This window comes from Oricola sp. (assembly GCF_022763245.1).
In the GTDB taxonomy this organism is placed as follows: Bacteria; Pseudomonadota; Alphaproteobacteria; order Rhizobiales; family Rhizobiaceae; genus Oricola.
Window position 1 is genome coordinate 94,008 of record NZ_JALEGV010000028.1, and the last position, 20,007, is coordinate 114,014.

General features: G+C 65.2%; 22 protein-coding genes and 1 tRNA gene. 8 read left to right on the forward strand and 15 right to left on the reverse strand.

Annotation, left to right across the window (positions count from 1 at the left end):
- Positions 1-24: 24 nt before the first annotated feature.
- On the forward strand, positions 25-402 hold the full coding sequence (gene sufA / locus MRY80_RS12505) for a Fe-S cluster assembly scaffold SufA (protein ID WP_293291354.1): 378 nt from the start codon (positions 25-27) through the stop codon (positions 400-402).
- A gap of 79 nt (positions 403-481) precedes the next feature.
- Here the strand turns inward: sufA and MRY80_RS12510 are convergent, their stop codons facing one another.
- Both MRY80_RS12510 and MRY80_RS12515 read right to left on the reverse strand, forming a co-directional pair.
- Complete coding sequence (locus MRY80_RS12510; protein ID WP_293291355.1) at positions 482-1,918, reverse strand: DEAD/DEAH box helicase; 1,437 nt, start codon at positions 1,916-1,918, stop codon at positions 482-484.
- Positions 1,919-2,109: 191 nt separating this feature from the next.
- Complete coding sequence (locus tag MRY80_RS12515; protein WP_293291356.1) at positions 2,110-2,877, reverse strand: NAD kinase; 768 nt, start codon at positions 2,875-2,877, stop codon at positions 2,110-2,112.
- A gap of 98 nt (positions 2,878-2,975) precedes the next feature.
- Between MRY80_RS12515 and MRY80_RS12520 the strand changes: the two genes are divergently transcribed.
- Positions 2,976-3,051, forward strand: a tRNA-Thr gene (locus MRY80_RS12520).
- 206 nt (positions 3,052-3,257) lie between these two features.
- On the opposite strand, the gene MRY80_RS12525 is transcribed toward MRY80_RS12520, so the two are convergent.
- Together MRY80_RS12525 and MRY80_RS12530 are read right to left on the reverse strand one after the other, a co-directional pair.
- Positions 3,258-4,115, reverse strand: a complete 858-nt coding sequence (locus tag MRY80_RS12525) for a fumarylacetoacetate hydrolase family protein (protein ID WP_293291357.1) — start codon at positions 4,113-4,115, stop codon at positions 3,258-3,260.
- A gap of 85 nt (positions 4,116-4,200) precedes the next feature.
- The gene (locus MRY80_RS12530; protein WP_293291358.1) at positions 4,201-4,947 is read right to left on the reverse strand and encodes a substrate-binding domain-containing protein; all 747 of its coding nucleotides are present in this window, start codon (positions 4,945-4,947) and stop codon (positions 4,201-4,203) included.
- A gap of 146 nt (positions 4,948-5,093) precedes the next feature.
- On the opposite strand from MRY80_RS12530, the gene MRY80_RS12535 reads away from it, so the two are divergent.
- From MRY80_RS12535 to MRY80_RS12555, 5 genes are all read left to right on the forward strand, one after another.
- The gene (locus MRY80_RS12535; RefSeq protein WP_293291359.1) at positions 5,094-5,729 is read left to right on the forward strand and encodes an FCD domain-containing protein; all 636 of its coding nucleotides are present in this window, start codon (positions 5,094-5,096) and stop codon (positions 5,727-5,729) included.
- Between the two features lie 73 nt (positions 5,730-5,802).
- Entirely contained in the window at positions 5,803-6,609 is an 807-nt protein-coding gene (locus MRY80_RS12540) for an ABC transporter ATP-binding protein (RefSeq protein WP_293291360.1), read from the forward strand.
- A complete protein-coding gene (locus MRY80_RS12545) occupies positions 6,606-7,472 on the forward strand; it encodes an ABC transporter permease (RefSeq protein ID WP_293291361.1) in 867 nt (288 codons plus the stop codon). The genes MRY80_RS12540 and MRY80_RS12545 overlap by 4 nt, the downstream gene beginning before the upstream one ends.
- The gene (locus MRY80_RS12550; RefSeq protein WP_293291362.1) at positions 7,469-8,320 is read left to right on the forward strand and encodes an ABC transporter permease; all 852 of its coding nucleotides are present in this window, start codon (positions 7,469-7,471) and stop codon (positions 8,318-8,320) included. The genes MRY80_RS12545 and MRY80_RS12550 overlap by 4 nt, the downstream gene beginning before the upstream one ends.
- 24 nt (positions 8,321-8,344) lie before the next feature.
- Positions 8,345-9,379: an ABC transporter substrate-binding protein gene (locus MRY80_RS12555; protein WP_293291363.1), complete on the forward strand. Its 1,035-nt coding sequence runs from the start codon at positions 8,345-8,347 to the stop codon at positions 9,377-9,379.
- A 255-nt stretch (positions 9,380-9,634) separates the two neighbouring features.
- Here MRY80_RS12555 and MRY80_RS12560 read toward each other — a convergent pair whose 3' ends face one another.
- The 6 genes from MRY80_RS12560 to MRY80_RS12585 are packed head-to-tail and all read right to left on the reverse strand — an operon-like array spanning position 9,635 to position 15,255.
- The gene (locus MRY80_RS12560; protein ID WP_293291415.1) at positions 9,635-11,041 is read right to left on the reverse strand and encodes an aldehyde dehydrogenase family protein; all 1,407 of its coding nucleotides are present in this window, start codon (positions 11,039-11,041) and stop codon (positions 9,635-9,637) included.
- A 31-nt stretch (positions 11,042-11,072) separates the two neighbouring features.
- Positions 11,073-12,365: a TRAP transporter large permease gene (locus MRY80_RS12565; protein WP_293291364.1), complete on the reverse strand. Its 1,293-nt coding sequence runs from the start codon at positions 12,363-12,365 to the stop codon at positions 11,073-11,075.
- Positions 12,362-12,886 (reverse strand): TRAP transporter small permease, encoded by a 525-nt coding sequence (locus tag MRY80_RS12570; RefSeq protein WP_293291365.1) that lies wholly within the window; start codon positions 12,884-12,886, stop codon positions 12,362-12,364. Before MRY80_RS12570 ends, MRY80_RS12565 begins: the two co-directional genes overlap by 4 nt.
- 11 nt (positions 12,887-12,897) lie before the next feature.
- Positions 12,898-13,929, reverse strand: coding sequence for a TRAP transporter substrate-binding protein (locus tag MRY80_RS12575; protein WP_293291366.1), 1,032 nt, complete (start codon positions 13,927-13,929; stop codon positions 12,898-12,900).
- A 56-nt stretch (positions 13,930-13,985) separates the two neighbouring features.
- On the reverse strand, positions 13,986-14,870 hold the full coding sequence (locus MRY80_RS12580; protein ID WP_293291367.1) for an NAD(P)-dependent oxidoreductase: 885 nt from the start codon (positions 14,868-14,870) through the stop codon (positions 13,986-13,988).
- Positions 14,863-15,255, reverse strand: a complete 393-nt coding sequence (locus MRY80_RS12585) for a carboxymuconolactone decarboxylase family protein (RefSeq protein WP_293291368.1) — start codon at positions 15,253-15,255, stop codon at positions 14,863-14,865. The genes MRY80_RS12580 and MRY80_RS12585 overlap by 8 nt, the downstream gene beginning before the upstream one ends.
- A 227-nt stretch (positions 15,256-15,482) precedes the next feature.
- On the opposite strand from MRY80_RS12585, the gene MRY80_RS12590 reads away from it, so the two are divergent.
- Entirely contained in the window at positions 15,483-16,400 is a 918-nt protein-coding gene (locus MRY80_RS12590) for a LysR family transcriptional regulator (RefSeq protein ID WP_293291369.1), read from the forward strand.
- 6 nt (positions 16,401-16,406) lie between these two features.
- Here MRY80_RS12590 and MRY80_RS12595 read toward each other — a convergent pair whose 3' ends face one another.
- From MRY80_RS12595 to MRY80_RS12615, 5 genes are read right to left on the reverse strand one after another with little or no spacing between them, the layout of a single operon-like run.
- Positions 16,407-17,249 (reverse strand): protocatechuate 3,4-dioxygenase, encoded by an 843-nt coding sequence (locus MRY80_RS12595; RefSeq protein ID WP_293291370.1) that lies wholly within the window; start codon positions 17,247-17,249, stop codon positions 16,407-16,409.
- Positions 17,249-17,626 carry a protocatechuate 3,4-dioxygenase gene (locus MRY80_RS12600; protein WP_293291371.1) on the reverse strand — a complete coding sequence of 126 codons (378 nt, stop codon included), beginning with the start codon at positions 17,624-17,626 and terminating at the stop codon, positions 17,249-17,251. The genes MRY80_RS12595 and MRY80_RS12600 overlap by 1 nt, the downstream gene beginning before the upstream one ends.
- Positions 17,623-18,414, reverse strand: a complete 792-nt coding sequence (locus MRY80_RS12605) for an alpha/beta hydrolase (RefSeq protein ID WP_293291372.1) — start codon at positions 18,412-18,414, stop codon at positions 17,623-17,625. Before MRY80_RS12605 ends, MRY80_RS12600 begins: the two co-directional genes overlap by 4 nt.
- Positions 18,411-18,866, reverse strand: coding sequence for a nuclear transport factor 2 family protein (locus MRY80_RS12610; protein ID WP_293291373.1), 456 nt, complete (start codon positions 18,864-18,866; stop codon positions 18,411-18,413). Before MRY80_RS12610 ends, MRY80_RS12605 begins: the two co-directional genes overlap by 4 nt.
- 33 nt (positions 18,867-18,899) lie before the next feature.
- Positions 18,900-19,886 (reverse strand): fumarylacetoacetate hydrolase family protein, encoded by a 987-nt coding sequence (locus MRY80_RS12615; protein WP_293291374.1) that lies wholly within the window; start codon positions 19,884-19,886, stop codon positions 18,900-18,902.
- Positions 19,887-20,007 lie beyond the last annotated feature (121 nt).

The following is a 20,007-nucleotide window of genomic DNA, read 5'->3' on the forward strand; positions in this document are numbered from 1 at the left end:
AAATCGAGAATCGGATTTGCAGCCATGCCATTAGCCATCATGACCATGACGGACGCCGCCGCGGAGCGGGTCAAGGAGATCGTTTCCACGCGTGACGGCGTGCAGGGCGTGCGTGTCGGCATCAAGAAGGGCGGCTGCGCCGGGATGGAATACACGGTCGATCTCGTCGCCGAGGCTGACGCGAAGGACGACCATATCGAGCATAACGGCGCCAATCTCTGGATCGATCCGGCCGCAATGCTCTATCTGCTCGGCACGCAGATGGATTTCGAGGTGACGAAGCTGCGCACCGGCTTCGTCTTCAACAACCCGAACCAGTCTTCCGCCTGCGGCTGCGGCGAATCGGTCGAGCTGCAGCCGGCCGACCTGAAGGAACTGGCGGAGGCGCGCGGCGCTCTCTAGGCCGCGTCCGCAACGACAGAAACGAAAAACGCCCGGGCGATGCTCCGGGCGTTTTCGTATTTTGCGATGCGTGAGGGCCTTACAGGCCGTTCATCATGAAGGCGGGGATTTCCTCGCCGAAGCCGACAGGCGCGGGGCCGTCGTCGTCGCGGTTCCGGCGGCCCTTGCGGTCGCGGTCGCCACGCGATTCGGATTTGCGCGGTTCCGACTTGCGCGGCGGCTTGGCGGCGCGCTTCTCGGTCTGCTCCTCAGGCTCGGCGGTCGCCGTCGCTTCCGGCTCCGAACGGGGCGCTTCGTCCCGTGCTTCCTTGCCACGCTTGCCGCGTTTCTCGCCGCGATCCTTGCGCCCGCGGCGACGGTCCGTGTCGTCGTCGTCGCTGCTGCTCTCGGGGATCGGTTCCAGCCAATCGATCTCGCGGGTGATCAGCTTCTCGATGGCCTCGAGATATTTCATGTCCGGCTTGGCGACCAGCGTGAAGGCGGCGCCGCTGCGGCCCGCGCGACCCGTCCGGCCGATGCGGTGGACGTAGTCTTCCGCGTGAATCGGCACGTCGAAATTGAAGACGTGGCTGACATCCGGAATGTCGAGACCGCGCGCCGCGACGTCGGATGCGACGAGCAGCTGGATCTTGTTTTCCTTGAAGCCGGCGAGCATCGCCATGCGCGAGCGCTGGTCCATGTCGCCATGCAGCGCGCCGACGGAGAAACCGTGGCGGTCAAGCGACCGAAACAGGTCGGAGACGTCGCGCTTGCGGTTGCAGAAGATGATGCCGTTCTTCAGGTTCACCTGGTCGCGGATCAGGTCGCGCAGGGCGGCGCGCTTCTCGTAGTCCTTCTTGGACACGCCGAGCAGCTTCTGTTCGACGGTGGTTGCCGTGGACGACGCGCGGGCGACCTCGACACGCACGGGCGTGTGCAGGAACTGGTCGGCGAGGCGGGTGATCTCCGGCGGCATGGTGGCCGAGAAGAACAGCGTCTGGCGGGTGAAGGGGATCAGCTTGCAGATGCGCTCGATGTCGGGAATGAAGCCCATGTCGAGCATGCGGTCGGCCTCGTCGATGACGAGAATGTCCACGCCGGTCAGCAAGAGCTTGCCGCGCTCGAAATGGTCGAGCAGTCGGCCGGGGGTGGCGATCAGCACGTCGACGCCGCGCTGCAGCTTGCGGTCCTGCTCCTCGAAGGAGACGCCGCCGATCAGCAGGGCGACGCTGAGCTTGGAGTTCACGCCGTACTTGTTGAAGTTCTCTTCGACCTGTGCCGCCAGTTCGCGGGTCGGCTCGAGGATCAGCGTGCGCGGCATGCGGGCGCGGGCGCGGCCGCGTTCGAGCCGGGTGATCATCGGCAGCACGAAGGAGGCCGTCTTGCCGGTGCCCGTCTGGGCGATGCCGAGGACGTCCTTGCCCTCGAGCGCATGCGGAATGGCCTGAGCCTGGATCGGCGTCGGTTCGGTGTAGCCGGCGGCCTCAACGGCCTGCAGGACTTTTGCGGAAAGTCCGAGTTCGGAAAATAATGTCAATGGATATCCACGCTTCGTAAATCGAAAACGGATCAATGCGCGGGGGAAGCCCGCGCTCTTGCGCCGGGCCTAGGCGTTTGAGGGCTCAAAGTCAACCGGAAGCCCGGAATTCCCGCGTTTTGAGGGGAAATTCGGGTGATTTTCGCAATCGAAATGTCATATCCGCGTGATTTGCGGACCTTCCGACACGTTCAATAGCGAAATTGTTCGGCGAGAATACGTTCGTCCCATGAATGGCTGGCGTCGAAGAGGAGCGTCGCCGTCGCGTCGCGGGCTTCCTCGATCCGCACCGAGCGGACGGACTTGACCTCGGTGTGGTCGGCGACGGCGTTGACCGGCCGCTTGCCGGCTTCAAGGATCGAGAAGGTCACCGAGACCTGGTTGGGCAGGAGCGCGCCGCGCCAGCGCCGCGGCCGGAAGGGGCTGACCGGCGTCAGCGCGAGAAGCGGCGCGTCGATGGGAATGATCGGCCCCTGGGCCGACAGGTTGTAGGCCGTCGAGCCGGCCGGCGTCGCCAGCATCACGCCGTCGCAGACGAGTTCGGCCAGCCGCTCCTTGCCGTCCACGTGAATGGCGATCTTGGCCGCCTGGTAGGATTGCCGGAACAGCGAGACCTCGTTGATGGCAAACGCCTCCACCACTTCGCCGTTCATGTCCTCTGCGCGCATGCGCAGCGGCCGGATCGTCTCGGGTTCCGCGGCCGCGATGCGCTCGCGCAGCCCGTCCTCGCGGTAATCGTTCATCAGGAAGCCGACGGAACCCCGGTTCATCCCGTAGATGCGTTTGCCCGAATTCATGAACTGGTGCAGCGTCTGCAGCACGAAGCCGTCGCCGCCCAGCGCGACGATGGTCTGCGCCTCCTCGATCGGATCCTGACCGTAGAGCGCGGCCAGGCGCGCAGCGGATTCGCTGGCTTCCGGCGTGTCGGAGGACAGGAACGCGATGGAATCGGTGATCATCGATGGGCGGCTTTCATTCACACAATCGCGATGCGCTTAGCACAGGGCTGTCAAATAGTCTCTTTACAGCCTATGTGATTGTGCTATCGCCATGGCATGCCCTTGTAGCTCAGTTGGTAGAGCATCTGATTTGTAATCAGAGGGTCGGGAGTTCGAGTCTCTCCGGGGGCACCAGCGATTTCATTCGATAGCGGAAACGGCTGGGAACGTGCGGGACCGCATTTGGCCGGCCGCCGCACGGCCGATTTCAGACATGGCGTTGAACTCGGCTTGGTGACTGGGGCGCCGTCACAGCGCCAGCCAGATTTGGATCTACATGCCGCAGACAGGCATTGGGTGCGCATTCACGCCATAAGGCTGACAACGGCTGCTCGGGGGGCCTAGACGATCGGATTCGAAAGATCGCCGAGGCCGGTGATCGTTATCGCTACAGTGTCTCCAGCCCGCAGATATCGGGGCGGCTTGAACCCAATGCCGACACCTGCCGGTGTTCCTGTCGCGATGATGTCGCCTGGCAGGAGCGTTGCCGTCCTTGTCAGGGTCTCGATGAGGGTCGGAATATCGAAAACGAGATCCCTCACAACCGCCCTCTGGCGCTCCTCGCCATTGACGGTCGTGACGAGTTCCATCGCGTCAACATCCGCGATTTCGTCGGCGGTCGCTACATAGGGTCCCATCGGGCAGAACGTGTCGAGCCCCTTGCCGATGATCCACTGGTTGTGGCGCTGTTGAAGCTCGCGTGAGGTCACGTCGTTGATGATCGTGTAGCCGTAGACGTAGTCGTAAGCCTCCGCGCCGGAGACGCGGCGGGCTGTCTTGCCGATGACGACGCCGAGCTCGCCTTCGTAATCCACGGTTTCGGTGGGATCCGTGAAGCTCTGCACTTCAGCGTCGGGGCCAATGACCGATGTCATCGCCTTCGTGAAGATCACCGGGTGGGACGGAACCGCCTCCTTGCCGGTGGAATCGAAGCCGGAACCGTGGAATTCAGCGGCGTGCTCGACATAGTTCTTTCCCACGCAGATGATGTCGCGCAATGGCTGCGGGATCGGGGCGAGGAGCCTGATTCCTGAAACGTGGATCCTGGCTTTCTCCTGCCATGCAGATTCTCCGCCAGAGCGCACAAGGCGAAGGACGGCGGTCACGGCATCGGGTCCATCGTCACAAACGACTGCCGTATCGCCGTCGAGGTATCCTGCCTTCACGGCGCCGTCATGTTCGAAAGTGATGAGCTTCATCGGATTGCAGTGCTCCCTGCTGGTTATGTGCTGAACTCTGGTAAGGCCTCTGCCGGTCGTCCGGATACCTGTTTTCGAGGCCCGGTCAGGCGAAGCCGGCGGCGCGGCGCGTCTCCTGCTCGGCCGGATCGACGAGGATCTCGATCAGGGTGCGGGCCGCGTCGGGTTGAACCGCCCGCGTGCTGACGGCGGCGGTGTAGACGGTCTTCAATCCGTACTGGTCGGGCAGGTCGCCCACATAGGTGACGCCGTCGGTGTTCAGGATCTCGGTGATCTGCGTGCAGCCGATCGCGCCTTCTTCGCCGTCCTCGGCCATCGCGGCCATGGCCGTCTGGCCATTGGCGAACTGCCGCAGGCGCGGACCGTAGAGCGCGGACAGGCCGAGCGCGTCGATGACGGATGCGACATGGCGCCCGGCGGTCGATTCGATCGTGTGGGGAACGTAGAGCGTCGGCGCCTGCGCCAGCGCCTGGGCGAGGGCGGCACCCGACGAGATGTCCGGCTCCGCTTCGCCGCTGCGGACAGCGACGCCGGTGACGACCGCGCCCAGGTCACGGGCGGTGCCGGCGACCACGTGGCCGGATTGCGACAATGCGTCGATCAGGGCGCGTGTGAGGATGATCAGGTCCACGGCTTCGCCGGCCACGATCCGGTCGCGCATCATGCCGACCGCGCCGAAATCGCCTTCGACGCCCGGGCCACCCTCGCGGATGAAGCGGGGTTCAAGACGCGTCACCAGTCCGTTGGCGGCGCCGCCGCTCAATATGCGGAGTGCGGTCTGCTTGCGGGCCGGCTCGTCGGCATCGGCGTCGTTCGCCGCAGCTGCGGTCATGTGTTTCCTCCCTGTTTTCTGGAATTGGAAACCGAAATGGCGCCAAATTGTCAACCAATTTATCCGATGCTTGACAAATTGGTTTGAGATGGTCAACCAATTAACAGAGGATTGCGAGCACTCAAATGCAGGCAAACGATCAAACCGTGAGAACCTACATCGTCAACGCCATCGAGGCCGGGACCTATCCGGCTGGCAGCCGGCTGCCGACCGAACGGGCATTGTGCGAGATGCTGTCCGTCGGGCGGGGCGTGGTTCGCAGTGCGCTCAGCGTGCTGGAGGGCGAAGGGCGCATCGTGCGCGTGGCGGGCAGTGGCAGCTACGTCGCGGAGCGCGAAGTCCAGGGAAAGAGCCTCGGCACCGTTTCCAGCCCCATCCAGATCATGGATGCGCGCCTGGCCTTCGAGCCGACCCTTGTCCGCCTGGTGGCGACCAACGGCACGACCACGGATTTCGACTACATGGCGAAATGCATCGCCGCGGGCGCCGAAGCCAGGACGATCGAGCAATTCGAGCATTGGGACGCGGCGTTCCACGAGGCGATCGCGGCGGCGACGCGCAACCCGGTGATGATCGCCGCCTACAAGCTCGTGACGGAAGCACGCAACACCGGTGAGTGGGGCGCGCTCAAGCGGCGGACCCTCACCGACGAGGCGCGCGCGACCTACCAGAAGCACCACGAGCGCATTCTGGAGGCGCTTCGCCAGCGCGACATCGAGGCGGGCGAGGAGGCCCTGCGCGAGCATCTCAGGGAAATCCGGTCGACCATGCTCGGCCATTGATCGCGCCTGCCGGGCGCAATGACAGCGACACGCGCCGGAAAGGCGCGACGAACGGGGTGAATGGGAGGAATTGATGGCATTTGCCAAGCCGCGTGATGCCGCGGAAACCGCGGGCGCCGCGATGGGTGAGACGCTGATCGAGGCGCGCGACGTCGCCAAGACCTTCGGCGACGGCCGGGTGATCGCGCTGCAGGGCGCCAATTTCGAGGTCAAGCGCGGCGAGTTCATCTCGCTGGTCGGACCTTCGGGCTGCGGGAAATCGACCCTTCTCAGGATCGTCGCGGGGTTGCTCGCGCGCAGTTCAGGCGAGCTCAGGGTTCACGGCGAAGAGGTGACCGGGCCCCGCACCGATGTCGCGATGATGTTCCAGAAGCCCACGCTTCTCGCCTGGCGCACCGCCGTCGAAAACGTCCTGCTGCCGTCGGAGATCAAGGGCCGTGTGGGACAGGCGGAGCGGCGCAAGGCGATCGAACTGCTGGAGCTTGCCGGCCTCAAGGACTTCGCCTTTTCCTTTCCGAGCCAGCTGTCGGGCGGCATGCAGCAGCGCGTCGCCCTGGCGCGGCTTCTGCAGACCGGCGCCGATGTGCTGCTCCTCGACGAACCATTCGGCGCCCTCGACGAGTTCACCCGCGAGCGGCTCAACGTCGAACTTGCACGGATCACGCGCGAAGTCGGTGCGACCACGCTGTTCGTGACCCACAATATCGGTGAGGCGATCTTCCTGGCCGACCGGGTCTTCGTGATGACGCCGCGTCCGGGCGAGATTGCCCGCATCATCGATGTCGGGTTGGAACGCCCCCGCGATCCGTCCATCCAGGTGACGCCCGAATTCAACGCGCTGGTGGCGGAAGTCCGCAGCACGCTCGGTGGCGCCGAATGAGCGCCACGGACGAAACATCGGCCCTGGCGTCGAGCGGTCAGTGGTCCTGGCGCATCGTCGCCAACCATGTCGCCATCCTGGCCGGCCTGCTCGGGGCGTGGGAGATCGGCGCGCGAACCGGATTTCTCGATCCGCTGTTCTTTCCCCGGCCCACCGACATCCTGGCGGGCTTCTGGCGCCTCTACGTCACCCAGGGCAACATCTGGGATCATCTCGGCCTGACGGTCGCCGAAGTCCTGACCGGTTTCGTGGCGGGCTCGGTGCTCGGCATCGGCCTGGCGCTGCTCGTCGGCATGTCTGACCGGCTGCGGCGCTACCTCAAGCCCTATGTCATCATTTCCGAGGCGACGCCGCGCATCGCCATCGGTCCGGTGATCATCGCCGCCTTCGGCTTCGGTTGGACGTCGAAGGTCGCGATCGTGATGCTCGTCTGCTTCTTCGCCCCGTTCGTGAACACGCTCAACGGCATGGTCAATGTCGACGAGAACGAGATGGACATGATGCGCTCGATGCGCGCGTCGAAGTGGCAGATCTTCCGCAAGCTGATGCTGCCTGACGCGCTGCCCGAGATCCTCGGCGGGTTGCGGCTTGCTATGGCGTCGGCGCTTGGCGGTGCGCTGGTGGCGGAATTCATCGCCTCGAATGCCGGGCTGGGCGTCCTCATCAACCAGTATACGGGCGTCCTCAACATGGCTTCGGCCTTTGTCTGTGTGCTCACGCTGACGGTGCTTGGCTTTTTCATCTTCCGCGGCATGGAGGCGCTCGACCATTGGATCGTCTTCTGGTCGGACCGCAGGCGTACCGAACAGGTGTCGCGCAGGCGTGCCCGTGCCTGGAGCGAGCGCATGGAGAAGCGGACATGAGTGCGGCCGTCTATACCATGCTCGGACGCGGCGTGTCGGCGGCCAAGCACCTGCTCGTCTTCGTGGCGTTCATCCTGACCTGGGAGGTCGCCGCGCGTCTCGGCCTGATCGACACCGTGCTGCTCCCGCGCCCGGCGGAGATCGCGGCGGGTATAGTCGAGCTCTATGTCGAGAAGGGATCGATCTACCGGCACTTCGCGATCACCTTCTACGAGGCCTTCGCCGGCTTCGTGATCGGCGGCGGGATCGGCTTGGCGCTGGCGGCCGGTTCGGCGCTGAGCGCCAGCTTCCGGCGCTATGTGGCGCCCTATGCCATCGTGCTCAACGTCACGCCCGGCCTGGCCCTGACGCCGATCGTCATCGCTTGGTTCGGCTTCGGATATTCCTCGAAGATCGCGCTCGGCGCCATCGTCTGCTTCTTCCCCGTCTTCGTGAACGCGCTGATCGCGCTGACCCGCGGCGACGAGGACACGATCGAGATGTTCCGCTCGCTCGGCGCGAGCCGCTGGCAGACCTTCATGAAGCTGCAGGTTCCGCAGGCGCTTCCGCTCGTCTTCGCCGGGTTCAAGATCGCGATCACCACGGCGCTGGTCGGGGCGGTCGTGGCCGAGTTCAGCCAGGGCACGGCCGGCATCGGCATCCTGATGCAGCGCTACGCCTTTGCGCTGCAGATGGGCAACGCCATCGCCTCGCTGTTGAGCATGTCGCTGCTCGGACTGCTGCTTTTCTACCTCATCGAGATCCTCGACGACCGGATCGTGTTCTGGCGTCGGGATGCGCGCATGGCCGCCGTAAGTCGAAGACGGCGAGCCAAATGGGATGTGCGCTCCAACAAGACTTCGACGTAGCCATCTCCAAGGGAGGAGAAAGACATGAAGAGACTGACCCGTGCCGCACTGCTCGGTGTCGCCGCGATCGTCGCGATGCCCGCGGCAGCGCAGGACCTGACCACCGTCAACGCGATCATGCCCAAGCAGCGCTCGGCGAACTACTTCCCGCTGATCGTCGGCGAGGCGCTCGGCTATTTCGAGGAAGAGGGCGTCAAGGTGAACCTGCTGCCCTCCGATACGCCGATCCCGTTCGTGAACTTCCTGCGCAACGGCCAGGCCGACATCGCCATGATGGATTCGGCGGAAGTGCTGCAGGCCGTCGCGGCCGGCGTGCCGGTCAATGTCGTCTACGAAGTCATGCAGACCGCGCCCGACGGCATCGCGATCTCGGCGGAAAGCGACTTCAAGGACGTGTCCGAGCTGAAGGGCGAAACGGTGGGCCTCGTGTCTGACCGCGACCGCGTGACGATGCAGATCGCGCTCGACGCCCGTGACCTGACCGAAGACGACGTCACCATGGTGGTGGTCGGCGAGGCGGGGCCGACCCTGGCCGCCGCCTTCCGCGACCAGACCGTCGCCGCGATCGCGGGCTCCGGCCCGGACTGGCTGGCCATCCAGGCCAACGGCATCGCGATCGACCTGATCACCCCGTCGGAAGTCTCAGCCAAGCCGGGCAACGTGTTTGTCGCGCTGGACGACGCGGTCGAGGGCAAGTCCGAACGTCTCGAGGGCTATCTGCGCGCCTGGGCGAAGGGCATGTATGTGGCCACCATCGCCCCCGACGTCGTCGCCGAGATCGCCCGGACCACGGTGCCGGAAGAATGGGAAGACCCGACCTTCGGCCAGCAATATCTGGAGAACGCGATCCGTCTCAACGTGTCGGTCACCGAGAACGCGGGCGACCTTCAGACCGAGACCTGGAGCTCCATCCAGCCGGCCATGATGAAATTCGGCCTGATCGAGGAAACGGCCGATCCGTCCGGCTTCCTCGAGCCGAAATTCATCGGCCCGGCCAATGACTGGTCCAAGGACGAAGTTGCCGCCGAGGTCGAGGCTTGGCGCGCGGCAAACATGTGATATCGGCATCTCAGCAGGTGCCCGGCCAGTACCGGCCGGGCATCTTCCTGGAGTGGCCTGCGATGTGCTGCAGCGTGAATCGAACTGACGCGGATTCTCTCGGGGGGGCCAAGGCTTCACGCGCTTCGTACACACCGTGCGAGGCCGCTGATCTCCAGCGTCTTCGCGTGCGGCGCCTGCCGAAGCGCGTACAAAACGAAACCGCCCGGCCGTTTGAAGGCGGGCGGTTCGCAGACGGACCAGGTGTCGGTTTCGTCAGACCCAGACGATCTGAACGTTGGTGTATTCCTTCAGGCCTTCCTCGCCGAATTCGACGCCGATGCCCGAGCATTTCACGCCGCCGAACGGGACGTTCGGCTGGATGGCGCCGTGCTTGTTGACCCAGACGGTGCCGGCCTCGAGGCGCTGCGCCAGTTCCTTGGCCTTCGCGATGTCGCTTCCCCAGATCGAGCCGCCGAGACCGTGCGGGTTCTCGTTGGCCTTGGCGATGATGTCGTCGACGTCGCTGTAGCGGATGATCGGCAGGACCGGCCCGAACTGCTCCTCGTCGACGAGGCGGACGCCGTCCTTGACCTCGGTGACGAAGGTGATCGGGTAGAAATAGCCGTCGCCTTCGATCGGCGCGCCGCCGGAGATCACCTTGCCGCCCTGGGCCTTGGCGTCTTCCACGAGGCCGGCGACCTTGTCGAACTGCATCTTGTTCGACAGCGGTCCGAGCGCGGATTCCTCCTTCGAGCCGTCGCCCATCGGCATCTTCTGCGCGAGGTCGACGAGCGCGTCGCAGACGGCGTCGTGGATGCTCTCGTGCACGTAGAGCCGCTTCATCGCGCCGCAGGTCTGGCCGGTGTTGATGAAGGCGCCCCAGAAGAGGCCTTCGGCGATGGCGGCGGGATCCGCGTCGGGCAGGACGATGCCCGCGTCGTTGCCGCCGAGTTCCAGCGTCAGGCGCTTCAGCGTCCCGGCGGCGGAGCCCATGACCTTCTTGCCGGTCGCGATCGAACCGGTGAAGACGATCTTGTCGATGCCTTCGTGCTCGGACATCGCCGCGCCGAGATCGTCTGCGCCGCTGACCGCGTTCATGACGCCGGCCGGGAGGACCTCGTTCATGATCTCGACCAGGCGCAGCGTGGACAGTGGCGTGTAGGGCGAGGGCTTGATGACGACGGTGTTGCCGGCACGGATCGCCGGCAGGACGTGCCAGACCGCGATCAGCACGGGCCAGTTCCAGGGCGTGATCGACCCGACGACGCCGACCGGCTTGCGGTGCAGCTCGATCTTGCCTTCCTCGTTGTCCTGGATGGTCTCGACCGGCAGGTCGAGATCGGCGGTCGAATGGGCCCAGCCGACGCAGCCGCCCATCTCGAAGCGCGATCCGAGGCCGTTCAGCGGCTTGCCCTGTTCGGCCGTGATGATGGCGGCGATCTCCTCCGAATGCTCGCCGATCTTCGCCGCGACCGCATGGCAGAGTTCCTTGCGCTTCTCGTCCGGCGTCGCCGCCCAGCCGGGAAACGCCGCGCGGGCCGCCGCGACGGCCGCGTCGAGATCGGCACGGGAGCCCATCGGCATGCGGCCGACGACCGCGCCGGTGGCGGGATTCATGATGTCCTTGTGCTCGGACGTGTCGACGGACTTGCCGCCGATCGTCATCGCGTAGGCCTTGATCTGGTCGTTCATAGTCTCCTCCTTGGTCGTTTCATTTGCCCATCTGTTCGGGCAGGAAAAGGATCAGTGCGGGCACCGCCACGATCAGCCCCAGCCGGATGATGTCGGCCACGATGAAGGGCACGACACCGCGATAGATTGTCGTCACCGGCAGGTCGGTCATCACCGTGCGGATGATGAAGATGTTCATCCCGATCGGCGGGGTGATCAGGCTGATTTCCACCGCGACGACGATCAGGATGCCGAACCAGATCGGATCGAAACCGAGCCCGGTGACGAGCGGAAAGAAGATCGGCACGGTCAGCAGGATCATCGCTAGGGAATCGAAGACGCAGCCGAGGATCAGGTAGAAGACGATCAGCAGCAGGATCACGCCGATCGGCGGCAGCCCGAACCAGTTGATCAGCGCGACGACCTGGCTGGGCACGCCGGCGACGTTGACGAAGTTCGAAAAGATCAGCGCGCCGACCAGCACGCACATCAGCATGGCCGACGTGCGCACCGTCTCCAGCAACACGCGGGCGAAGGCGGCGGGCGTCAGCGTGCGCTTCACCAGCGCGATGATGAAGGCGCCGGACGCGCCCATGCCGGCTGCCTCGGTCGGCGTGAAGACGCCGAGATAGATGCCGCCGATGATCAGGATGAAGAGGCCGAGCACCGCCCAGACCTCGCGGATGGCGCGAAGCCGATCGCGCAGCGGCAATTTGGGCCCGGCCGGACCAGCCTCTGGGTCGCGCCAGACGGTGAAGCGCACGGCGGCGGCATAGAACAGGATGCCGATCAGGCCGGGGACGATGCCGGCGATGAAGAGCGCGCCGATCGAGGTCTCGGTCATCGAACCGTAGATGACCATGATCACGGAGGGCGGAATGAGGATGCCGAGCGTTCCGCCCGCGGCGACCGAGCCGGAGGACAGCGCCGGCGAGTAGCCGTATTTGCGCATCGAAGGCATGGCGATCGACGACATGGTCGCCGCCGTGGCGAGGCTGGATCCTGAAACAGAGGCGAAGCCGCCGCAGGCGACGATCGTCGCCATGGCCAGACCGCCCTTGAAATGACCGACCATGGCGTTCGACGCGGCATAGAGCTGCTTCGACAGGCCGGCATGGTTCACGAGATTGCCCATCAGGACGAACAGCGGCAGCACGGACAGCGAATAGGACGCGAGCGTGTCCCACGCGATCTGCGCGGACATGGCGCCGGCGGGCAGGGGGCCGACCATCAGCGCGAAGCCGACGAAGCCGACAATGCCCAGCGCGAAGGCGAGCGGCATGCCGAAGAGCAGCAACGCGAAGAGGGCGATGAAACCGATTGCGGCATTCATTGGCTGCGGCCCTTTGCAAGCGCGCGCACCGCCACGAAGAAGGCGGCCAGCGCGGACACCGCGAAGCAGGCGACCCCGAGCCAGGCGACGATGCCGATCGGGAAATGCACGACCGAAGTGCGGTCGCCGAAGCTGACGAAGCGCGTTGCCAGCAGCGACAGCCGCCAGGCCATGAACGCGCAGCACAAACAGATCGCGAGCGCGACGACGAGGTCACGCATGCTTTTCCATCCGCCCTTGAACGCGTCCTCGAACAGGCCGGCAGTGACATGCTGGCCGCGCAGCGTAACGGAAGGGATGGCGCACAGAACCATGGCGCCCATTGCGATCTGGGTCATCTCGAAAGCGAAACCGAGCGGATGATTGAACAGGTAGCGGCCAAGCACGTCGACGAAGGTCATGGCCATCATGGCGAAGAGCAGCAGCGCGGCGGCCGCGGCGAAGGCGGCCTCGATCCAGCGGACCGGCGCGGGGAAAGGAGGGCGGCTCGCGCCGCCCTCCAGGTTCGGTGTGTCGGTCATCGCCGCGAGGCTCAGTTCTCGACGCCGGAGACGACCTCGCGCATGCGCGCAAGGGCGGCCTCGCCGTCGACGCCGAGGCTGGCGGCCTGCTCGATCCAGTCGGCCTCGAGGCCGGCAAGACGCTCGCGCACGGCGGCCTGGAAGGCTTCGTCGGCCTCGTTGAAGACGACGCCGTCAGCCGCCATCTGCTCCTTGGCCTTGATCTCCTCTTCGTCCTGGGACTTGCCCGCGAGCTCGGCCAGGGCCGCGCCGGACACGCTCATGATCGCTTCCTGGTCCTCGGGCGACAGGCTGTCGAACTTCGCCTTGTTCATCACGACGAACCACGAGGACGAGTAGAAGCCGCCCGGAATGGTGAGCGCGTTGGAGATGACGCCCTTCAGGTTGAAGCTCGGATAGGCCTCGAAGGGAAGGAGCGTGCCGTCCGCGACGCCCTGGCTGAGGATCTCGTAGACCTCGTTTGCCGGGACCGCCACGTTGACGCCGCCCAGCGCCGGATTGACCTGCTGGACAATGCCGCCGCCGACGCGGAACTTCTTGCCTTCATAGTCGTCGACGCTGTCGATGGCGCCGGCCGCCTCGGTTGTCATGACGTGGCCGCTGGCGTTGGCATAGATGCCGAGCAGCTGGACGCCCTTGTACTCGTCTGCGTCCTGGAAGAACTCCTCATGCACCGTCCACAGGCCCTTGGAGAGGCCGGAGGCGGATTCGCCGACGAAAGGAAGTTCGGCGATGCCGGCGAGCTTGAAGCGTCCGGGCGTGTAGCCGAGAACGCCGACCGTCACGTCCGCGATGCCGTCAACCGCCAGGTCGTACTGGCGCGGCGGAGCGCCGAGCGAAGCGTCGGTCTTGACGATCTTGACGCGTCCTTCGGTCGCCTTCTCGACGGCGGCCATCCAGGGCTCGATGATGCCGGTCATCTGGGTGTGCCCCGGCGGGAGCCAGTTGTTGAGCCGCAGCACTTCCTCCGCCTGCGCCAGCCCCGGCAGGGCCGACGTCATCATGGCCGCGACCGCGACCATGCGAGTAAACTTGAATGTCATGCTCTCCTCCTGCTTTTGTTGCGCCACCCGGACCGGGCGGCTCCTGCGCCGAGGGGCTATTGCCCTTCGGCGACCTTGGCCCAGACCTCGTAGGCCTGGGTGTGGTCCTTCTCCCCGCCGAGCTCGTCGAGGGCACGCTCCCACCACGCGATCGTCTGGGCGACGAGCGGCAGGTTCGCGTCGAGTTCCTTCGAGAGTTCCGCGGCGATTTTCACGTCCTTCGTCAGCAGTGCGAGGCCGAAGCCGGACTTGAACGCACCGGTGATGACGTTCTGGCCGATCGTGGATTCGGTGCTGAAATTGCGCCCGGTGGAAACGTTCATGATCTCCAGCGCGGTCTCGGGATCGAGCCCGAACTTCTTGCCGATGATCAGCGCCTCGGAGGCCGCCGCGAAGCCGGCGGCGGCGGTATAGTTGTTGAGCGCCTTCATCGCGTGGCCGGTGCCGATGCCGCCGGTGCGGAAGATCCTGTCGCCCATGCACAGAAGGACGGGTTCCGCGCGCGCGAAATCGGTGTCGTTTTCGGCGCCGACCATGATGGCGAGCGTGCCGGTGGTCGCCCTCGGAACCGCGCCGGAGACGGGCGCGTCGACGAAGCGGATGTCCTTTTCGGCCAGCCAGGCATGCAGGTCGCGAGAGCCGGTCGGGACCGACGAGCTCATGTCGACGACCATCGAGCCGGCAGCGAGCGCGTCGGCGAGGCCGGCTTCCATGACCTGGCGCACGATGGCGCCGGTCGGCAGCATGCAGACGACGATGTCGCTCGATTCACCGAGCTCGGCGAGGCTGGATGCGGCCTTGGCGCCGATCTTGTCGGCATGCGCCTTGGCGCGCTCCAGATCGACGTCGTAGATCGTCAGGGGCAGGCCCTTGGCGGCGATGTTGGCCGTCATGGGGGTGCCCATGTGGCCGATTCCGATGAAGCCGATCCGCTCAGTCATTGTCAGCCGCCTTCACGCCCATTTCGTCGAGGGTTTCCTCGCAGGCGCGCATGCCGTCGACCATCAGCGGGATGCCGCAATAGGCGACCGAGTGGATGAAGAGTTCGCGCAGTTCCTCGCGGGTCGCGCCGTTGCCGACTGCGCCGCGGGTGTGGATCTTGATCTCGTGGGTGCGGCCGGTGGCGACCAGCATGGCGAGCGTCAGCATGCTGCGGGTCTTCTTGTCCAGCACCGGGCGCTGCCAGATCTCGCCGAAGCAGAAACGGGTCACGATGTCCTGGATCGGAGCCATCATGTCGCTGGCATTGTCGATGTGCTCGTCGGCGCCCTGGCGGCCAAACATGACGCGCCGCAACTCGAGGCCTTTCTGGAAATTGTCTGTCATTGTCTTCTCCTTGATCTCCTGGCGGGAAGGACAAGACGACAGGTCCGCAGACCGGCATGACCGGGCGGGGAACTGTCGCGGCAACTCCTCCCTTTGCCGCGGTTCCCCAAAGGGATACCGCTCACCAAGACCGTCGAACAACGGGGCGCGGTCGCTTTCTGTGATCGACTTTTTCGAACAGTCGAGTAAAATTGGCTCAAAGAATCTGACCGGACGGAAGGGCAGGCATGAGCGGACACATCGACCCGTTGCGCACGGATTTCCATGCGCTTCAGACGCTGGTGACGGTGCATCGCCACAGCTCGATTCGGGCTGCGGCGGACGCGCTCGGGCTGAGCCAGTCGAGCGTCAGCTACACGATCGACCGGCTGCGCGACAGTTTCGGCGATCCGCTCTTCGTGCGCCTCGGCCGCAACATCGAACCGACCGATCGCTGCAACGCGGTCGTGAAGGGCGCGGAGGCGCTTTTGCGCGATTTCGAGGCGTTGACGATCAGCGACAGCTTCGATCCCTCGACCGCGACCGACCGGCTGGTGTTCTCGTGCAATTTCTACGAGCGGGCGACGTTCCTGCCGACGATCATGCGCCACATCAACGCCGAGGCGCCGAATGTGCGGCTGACCGTCGTGCAGGCCAATTCCGACGGGCACCGGCAGCTGGAAGACGGCATGTGCGACGTCGTCGTCGCGCCGATGCAGTCGCATCCGTCGGGCTTCCATTTCCGGCGTCTGATCACGGAGCGCTACGCCTGCTTCGTATCGCGCAATTCGCCCTTCGCGCGGCATGGAATCACGCTGGAGGACTATGCGCATGCCCGGCATGTCGTCGTCCGGCCGTCGATCGGCTGGCGGCCCTATTTCACGGAGGTGCTGGACCGGCTCGGCGTGCCGCTCGAGGCGTGGCTCGAAGTGCCGTCATTCGCCGACATCGACAGGATCATCGCCGACACGAATCTCGTCCTGACGGCAACGGACGGCGTGGCCCGCATCTTCCCGGATCTCGCCGTTATCCCGGCGCCGTTCCACCGCGAGTTCCCGGTCGAGATGTCCTGGGCGGGGCGCACGCACAATGCGCCCGCGCACCGGTGGTTCCGCGATCTCATCGCGCGGATCGCGGCGGACCTGAAGCCCGGGCTGCAGCAATAGGCCCGGTCAGCCGGCCTTGTCGTCGAAAACGATCACGCCGCAACCGGTGATCGCCGGGAAGGTGTAATAGCGGTAGACCTCGCCGATGTCGTCCGACAGCGCGCCGCGCATCGAGAACCACAGGGCCAGTTCGGCCGCTTCCGTGCCGCCGAGCCGCATCAGCTCCTCCTGCGGCAGCGCGATCAGTTCTTCGACATCGTCGCCGATCTTCGACAGAAACCACTCATCCAGCGTCTCGTTGGCGATGCCGAAGCGCGCGCCGGAAATCTGGTGCGACATGCCACCCGTCGAAACGACGGCGATGCGGTCGTCGCTGCCGTCGTCCTCGAGCGCGGCGCGGATCGCCTTGCCGAGACCGTGCAGTCTCTCCGATGTCGGGATCGGGTGGCGCACCATGTTGATGGCGATCGGCACGATCGGGGTGTCCCAGGGCGTGTCCATCACGTAAGGCAGCCAGGAATAGATGCCGTGGTCGATCGCGAGGTCCTGGCAGACCGTCAGGTCATATCCGCCGCGCACCAGCTTGTTGGTCATGTGCCAGCCGAGATCGACATCGCCGACCAGTGACGGGAAGGGGCGGGGGCCCCAGCCTTCGTCGGCCTGGCAGAATTCCGGCGCGACGCCGATGGCGATGGTCGGATAGGCGTCGAAATCGAAATGGTTCAGGTGGTCGTTGTAGACGATCACCATCTTGTCCGGTTTGGTGTCCGCCAGCCACTGCTTCAGGCGGCGCGTCCCGTCGAACCATTTCTGCCAGCGCGGGTCGAAACCCTGCGCCATGCCCTTGTCGTACTCGATGCCCATCGAGGGGGTGTGCGAAATCCCGAACCCGCCAATGATACGTGACATCAGTCGTCTCCTCCCGGAAGCGCGGTGACCCTGCGCGGACACAGCGCCTGAAGTTCCTCGGCGCTCATGTCGGCGTTGTGGGCGCCGATGTGCCAGAGATTCTGGCCGACGGTCGCGGCGACCTTGAGCATGGATTGCAGGTGCCCGCCCGCCTTGAGGAGGCCGGTCCAGTCACGCGCCAGGACCATGGCGACCTCTTCCTCCGACAGTCCGTAACCGGCCATGTAGCCGGTCTCGTCGGCGAGGAACGTCGTGCGGTTGTCCGGATTGCGCAGGCTCAGGCCGAACTTGGTCAGTTTGTAACCGCGCGTCGCGGCCGGCCCGTCATAGATATAGGTGCCCGGCGGGTCGAGATTGAACGGGACGGAATTGCTCATGACACTTCCTCCTGTGTTGCGAGAAATTCGGCCAGCACCGCATTGAAGCGGTCCGGCAGTTCGAGATTCAACATGTGGCCGGCCTCTTCGAAGGTGACCAGGGACGCATTGCGGATCCTGCTCGCGAGCACTGTAGCGATGTCGCGATAGCCCTTGGCATCGCGGCCGCCGCTCATGACGAGCGTTCGTGCGGTCACGGCGTCGGGGTCCTGTCCGGGCGGGCTGACGAAACGCGGGTCGGCGTTTTCCCAGTGCCAGCCGCTGTAATCCGCGACCATCTCGCGGACGGCGGCTGCGGCTTCCGGATAATCGCCGAGCGAGGCAAACAGCGGATGGTCGAGCCAGAACGCCTTTGTCGCCTCGGCGCCGTGCGCGTCGGCATGGGCCTTCGCCGCGTCCGGCGGGCGTTCCTCCTGCCATTCGAAGCCGGGCAGTCCGGACGAGGCCAGAGCGAGTTTCGCCGCCGCATCCGGATAGCGCGCGGCGTAGGACATGGCGATATTCGCCCCCAGCGACAGGCCGACGAGGACCGGCGATTCGAGGCCGAGCGTTTCGATCATCGCCTGCAGGTCGAGCACGTGGTCGTAAGGCTCGGCCGGCGGCGCGGAACGGCCGAAACCGCGCAGGTCGTAGGCGATGCAGCGACTGGTGTCGCGAAAGCGCTCCATCTGCGGCGCCCACTGGCGGTGATCGAAGGAAAAGCCGTGCAGGAAGACGAGGGCAGGGCCGCTGCCTTCGTCGCGTGTCCAGAGGCGGCCGGAGCCGATATCGACCATGCCCTCGCTCATGATTTCGCCGGCCCTTCCGGGCCAGAAATCTCGGCGCTGCGGAAAACCGGGTCGATCCTGCGTTCGGCGAAGCGCCAGCCCTGCGGTCCGCGTGCATAGACGTCGGTGATGTCGGCGACGAGGAACGGCTCGGCCGGCATGATCGGCAGGGCGCCGTCGCCGGCGAAGGTGAGCCAGACCGAATAGCCCGTGGCGCGGTCCGGACCGTCGAAGGTGATCGAGAGCCCCGAATAGAGATGCCGCGACACCCGGCCGCGCGCGGCGCGGGCGGTGAAGAATTCGGTCATTTCCGCCCGCCCGTTGAGCGCGCGAGGGCCGTTCGCGTAGCGGACGTCGTCGGTGAAGAGCGCGACGAAGCCCGTGACGTCGCCCTGGTCGAGCAACCGTCCGAAATCGTCATTGAGCGCCATGATCGCCAGCCGGTCGGCGATGCGCGTGTCGTCTGCGCTCATGTCATTCGCCCTCCCTTGGTCTCCCGGACGCGATCACGACTGGCCGATATGGACGATCGGGTTTTCCAGCCGTCCGATGCCTTCGACGTCGATCCCGATCGTACCGGACATTTCGCCGATGAGGATGTTCTTGTGACCCCTCGGGAACCTGCCCTTACCTTTTCCAGTCGTCCCGAAGGAGATGACGTCGCCGGGTTCCAGCGTGAAATACCGGCTGGCTTCCGCCACGCAGGCCTGGATCGAGAAACGGTAGTTGGACGTGTGGTCCTCGGCGAAGACCTCGCCGTCGATATCGGCGACAACCTTCAGGTCGTTCGGGTCGGCGATCTCGTCGCGGGTGATCATCCACGGTCCCATCGGGCCGAAGGTGTCCGTGCCCTTGGAGCGGGTGTGGTAGACGTAATAGGCGTCGCGGTCGTCGTCGCCGTGGAGATGACGCCACTTGTAGAATTCGGGCCGCGCCATGTCCGGATCGTAGGTGATGGCGATGCTGTCCTTGCCGAATTTCAGGCCGTGGGACGTCACGTCGTTCATGATCGAATAGCCGAAGATGCAGGAGAGGGCGTCTTCCTCGCTGATGTTCTTCGTGCGCTTGCCGATGATCGCGCAGACTTCCGGCTCCGGGATCACAGCGCCCCAGGCGGGGTCCACGCAGATCGGGTGCCCCTGGCCGGTCAGCGCCGAGGGGGGCTTCAGGAAGAAGTTCGGCACGCCCGGATCGATATGCGCCTTCCTGACCAGTTCCTTGTTGTTGAAGGCGACGCCGATGATCTTCGACGGCCGTGTCACCGGCGGGGCCCAATCGATCGGTCCGCCGACCGGCGCGACCTTGTCGGCATGGGCGGCGACCGTTTCCCGCCAGCCGGGCTCGTCGCCTGCGGTCTCGACAAGGTCGAGGATGGTCGCCGGCGCTGCGACGCCCGCCATCTCGCAGACCTCGGACAGGAGGCGCGGAGCGCCGTCTTCGCCCGCGACGACCGGGCAGGATTTGCCATTCAGGTTGATGGTGCCGAATTTCATCCGTGAGCCTCCCGAAACTCCAACCGCAGCCCATCAGGCGCGATCGCACCACAGGGCATCCGGCAAGAGACCTACATCAATTCGCGCCCGATCGTTGATGTTCACGGCGAAATTTCACAAA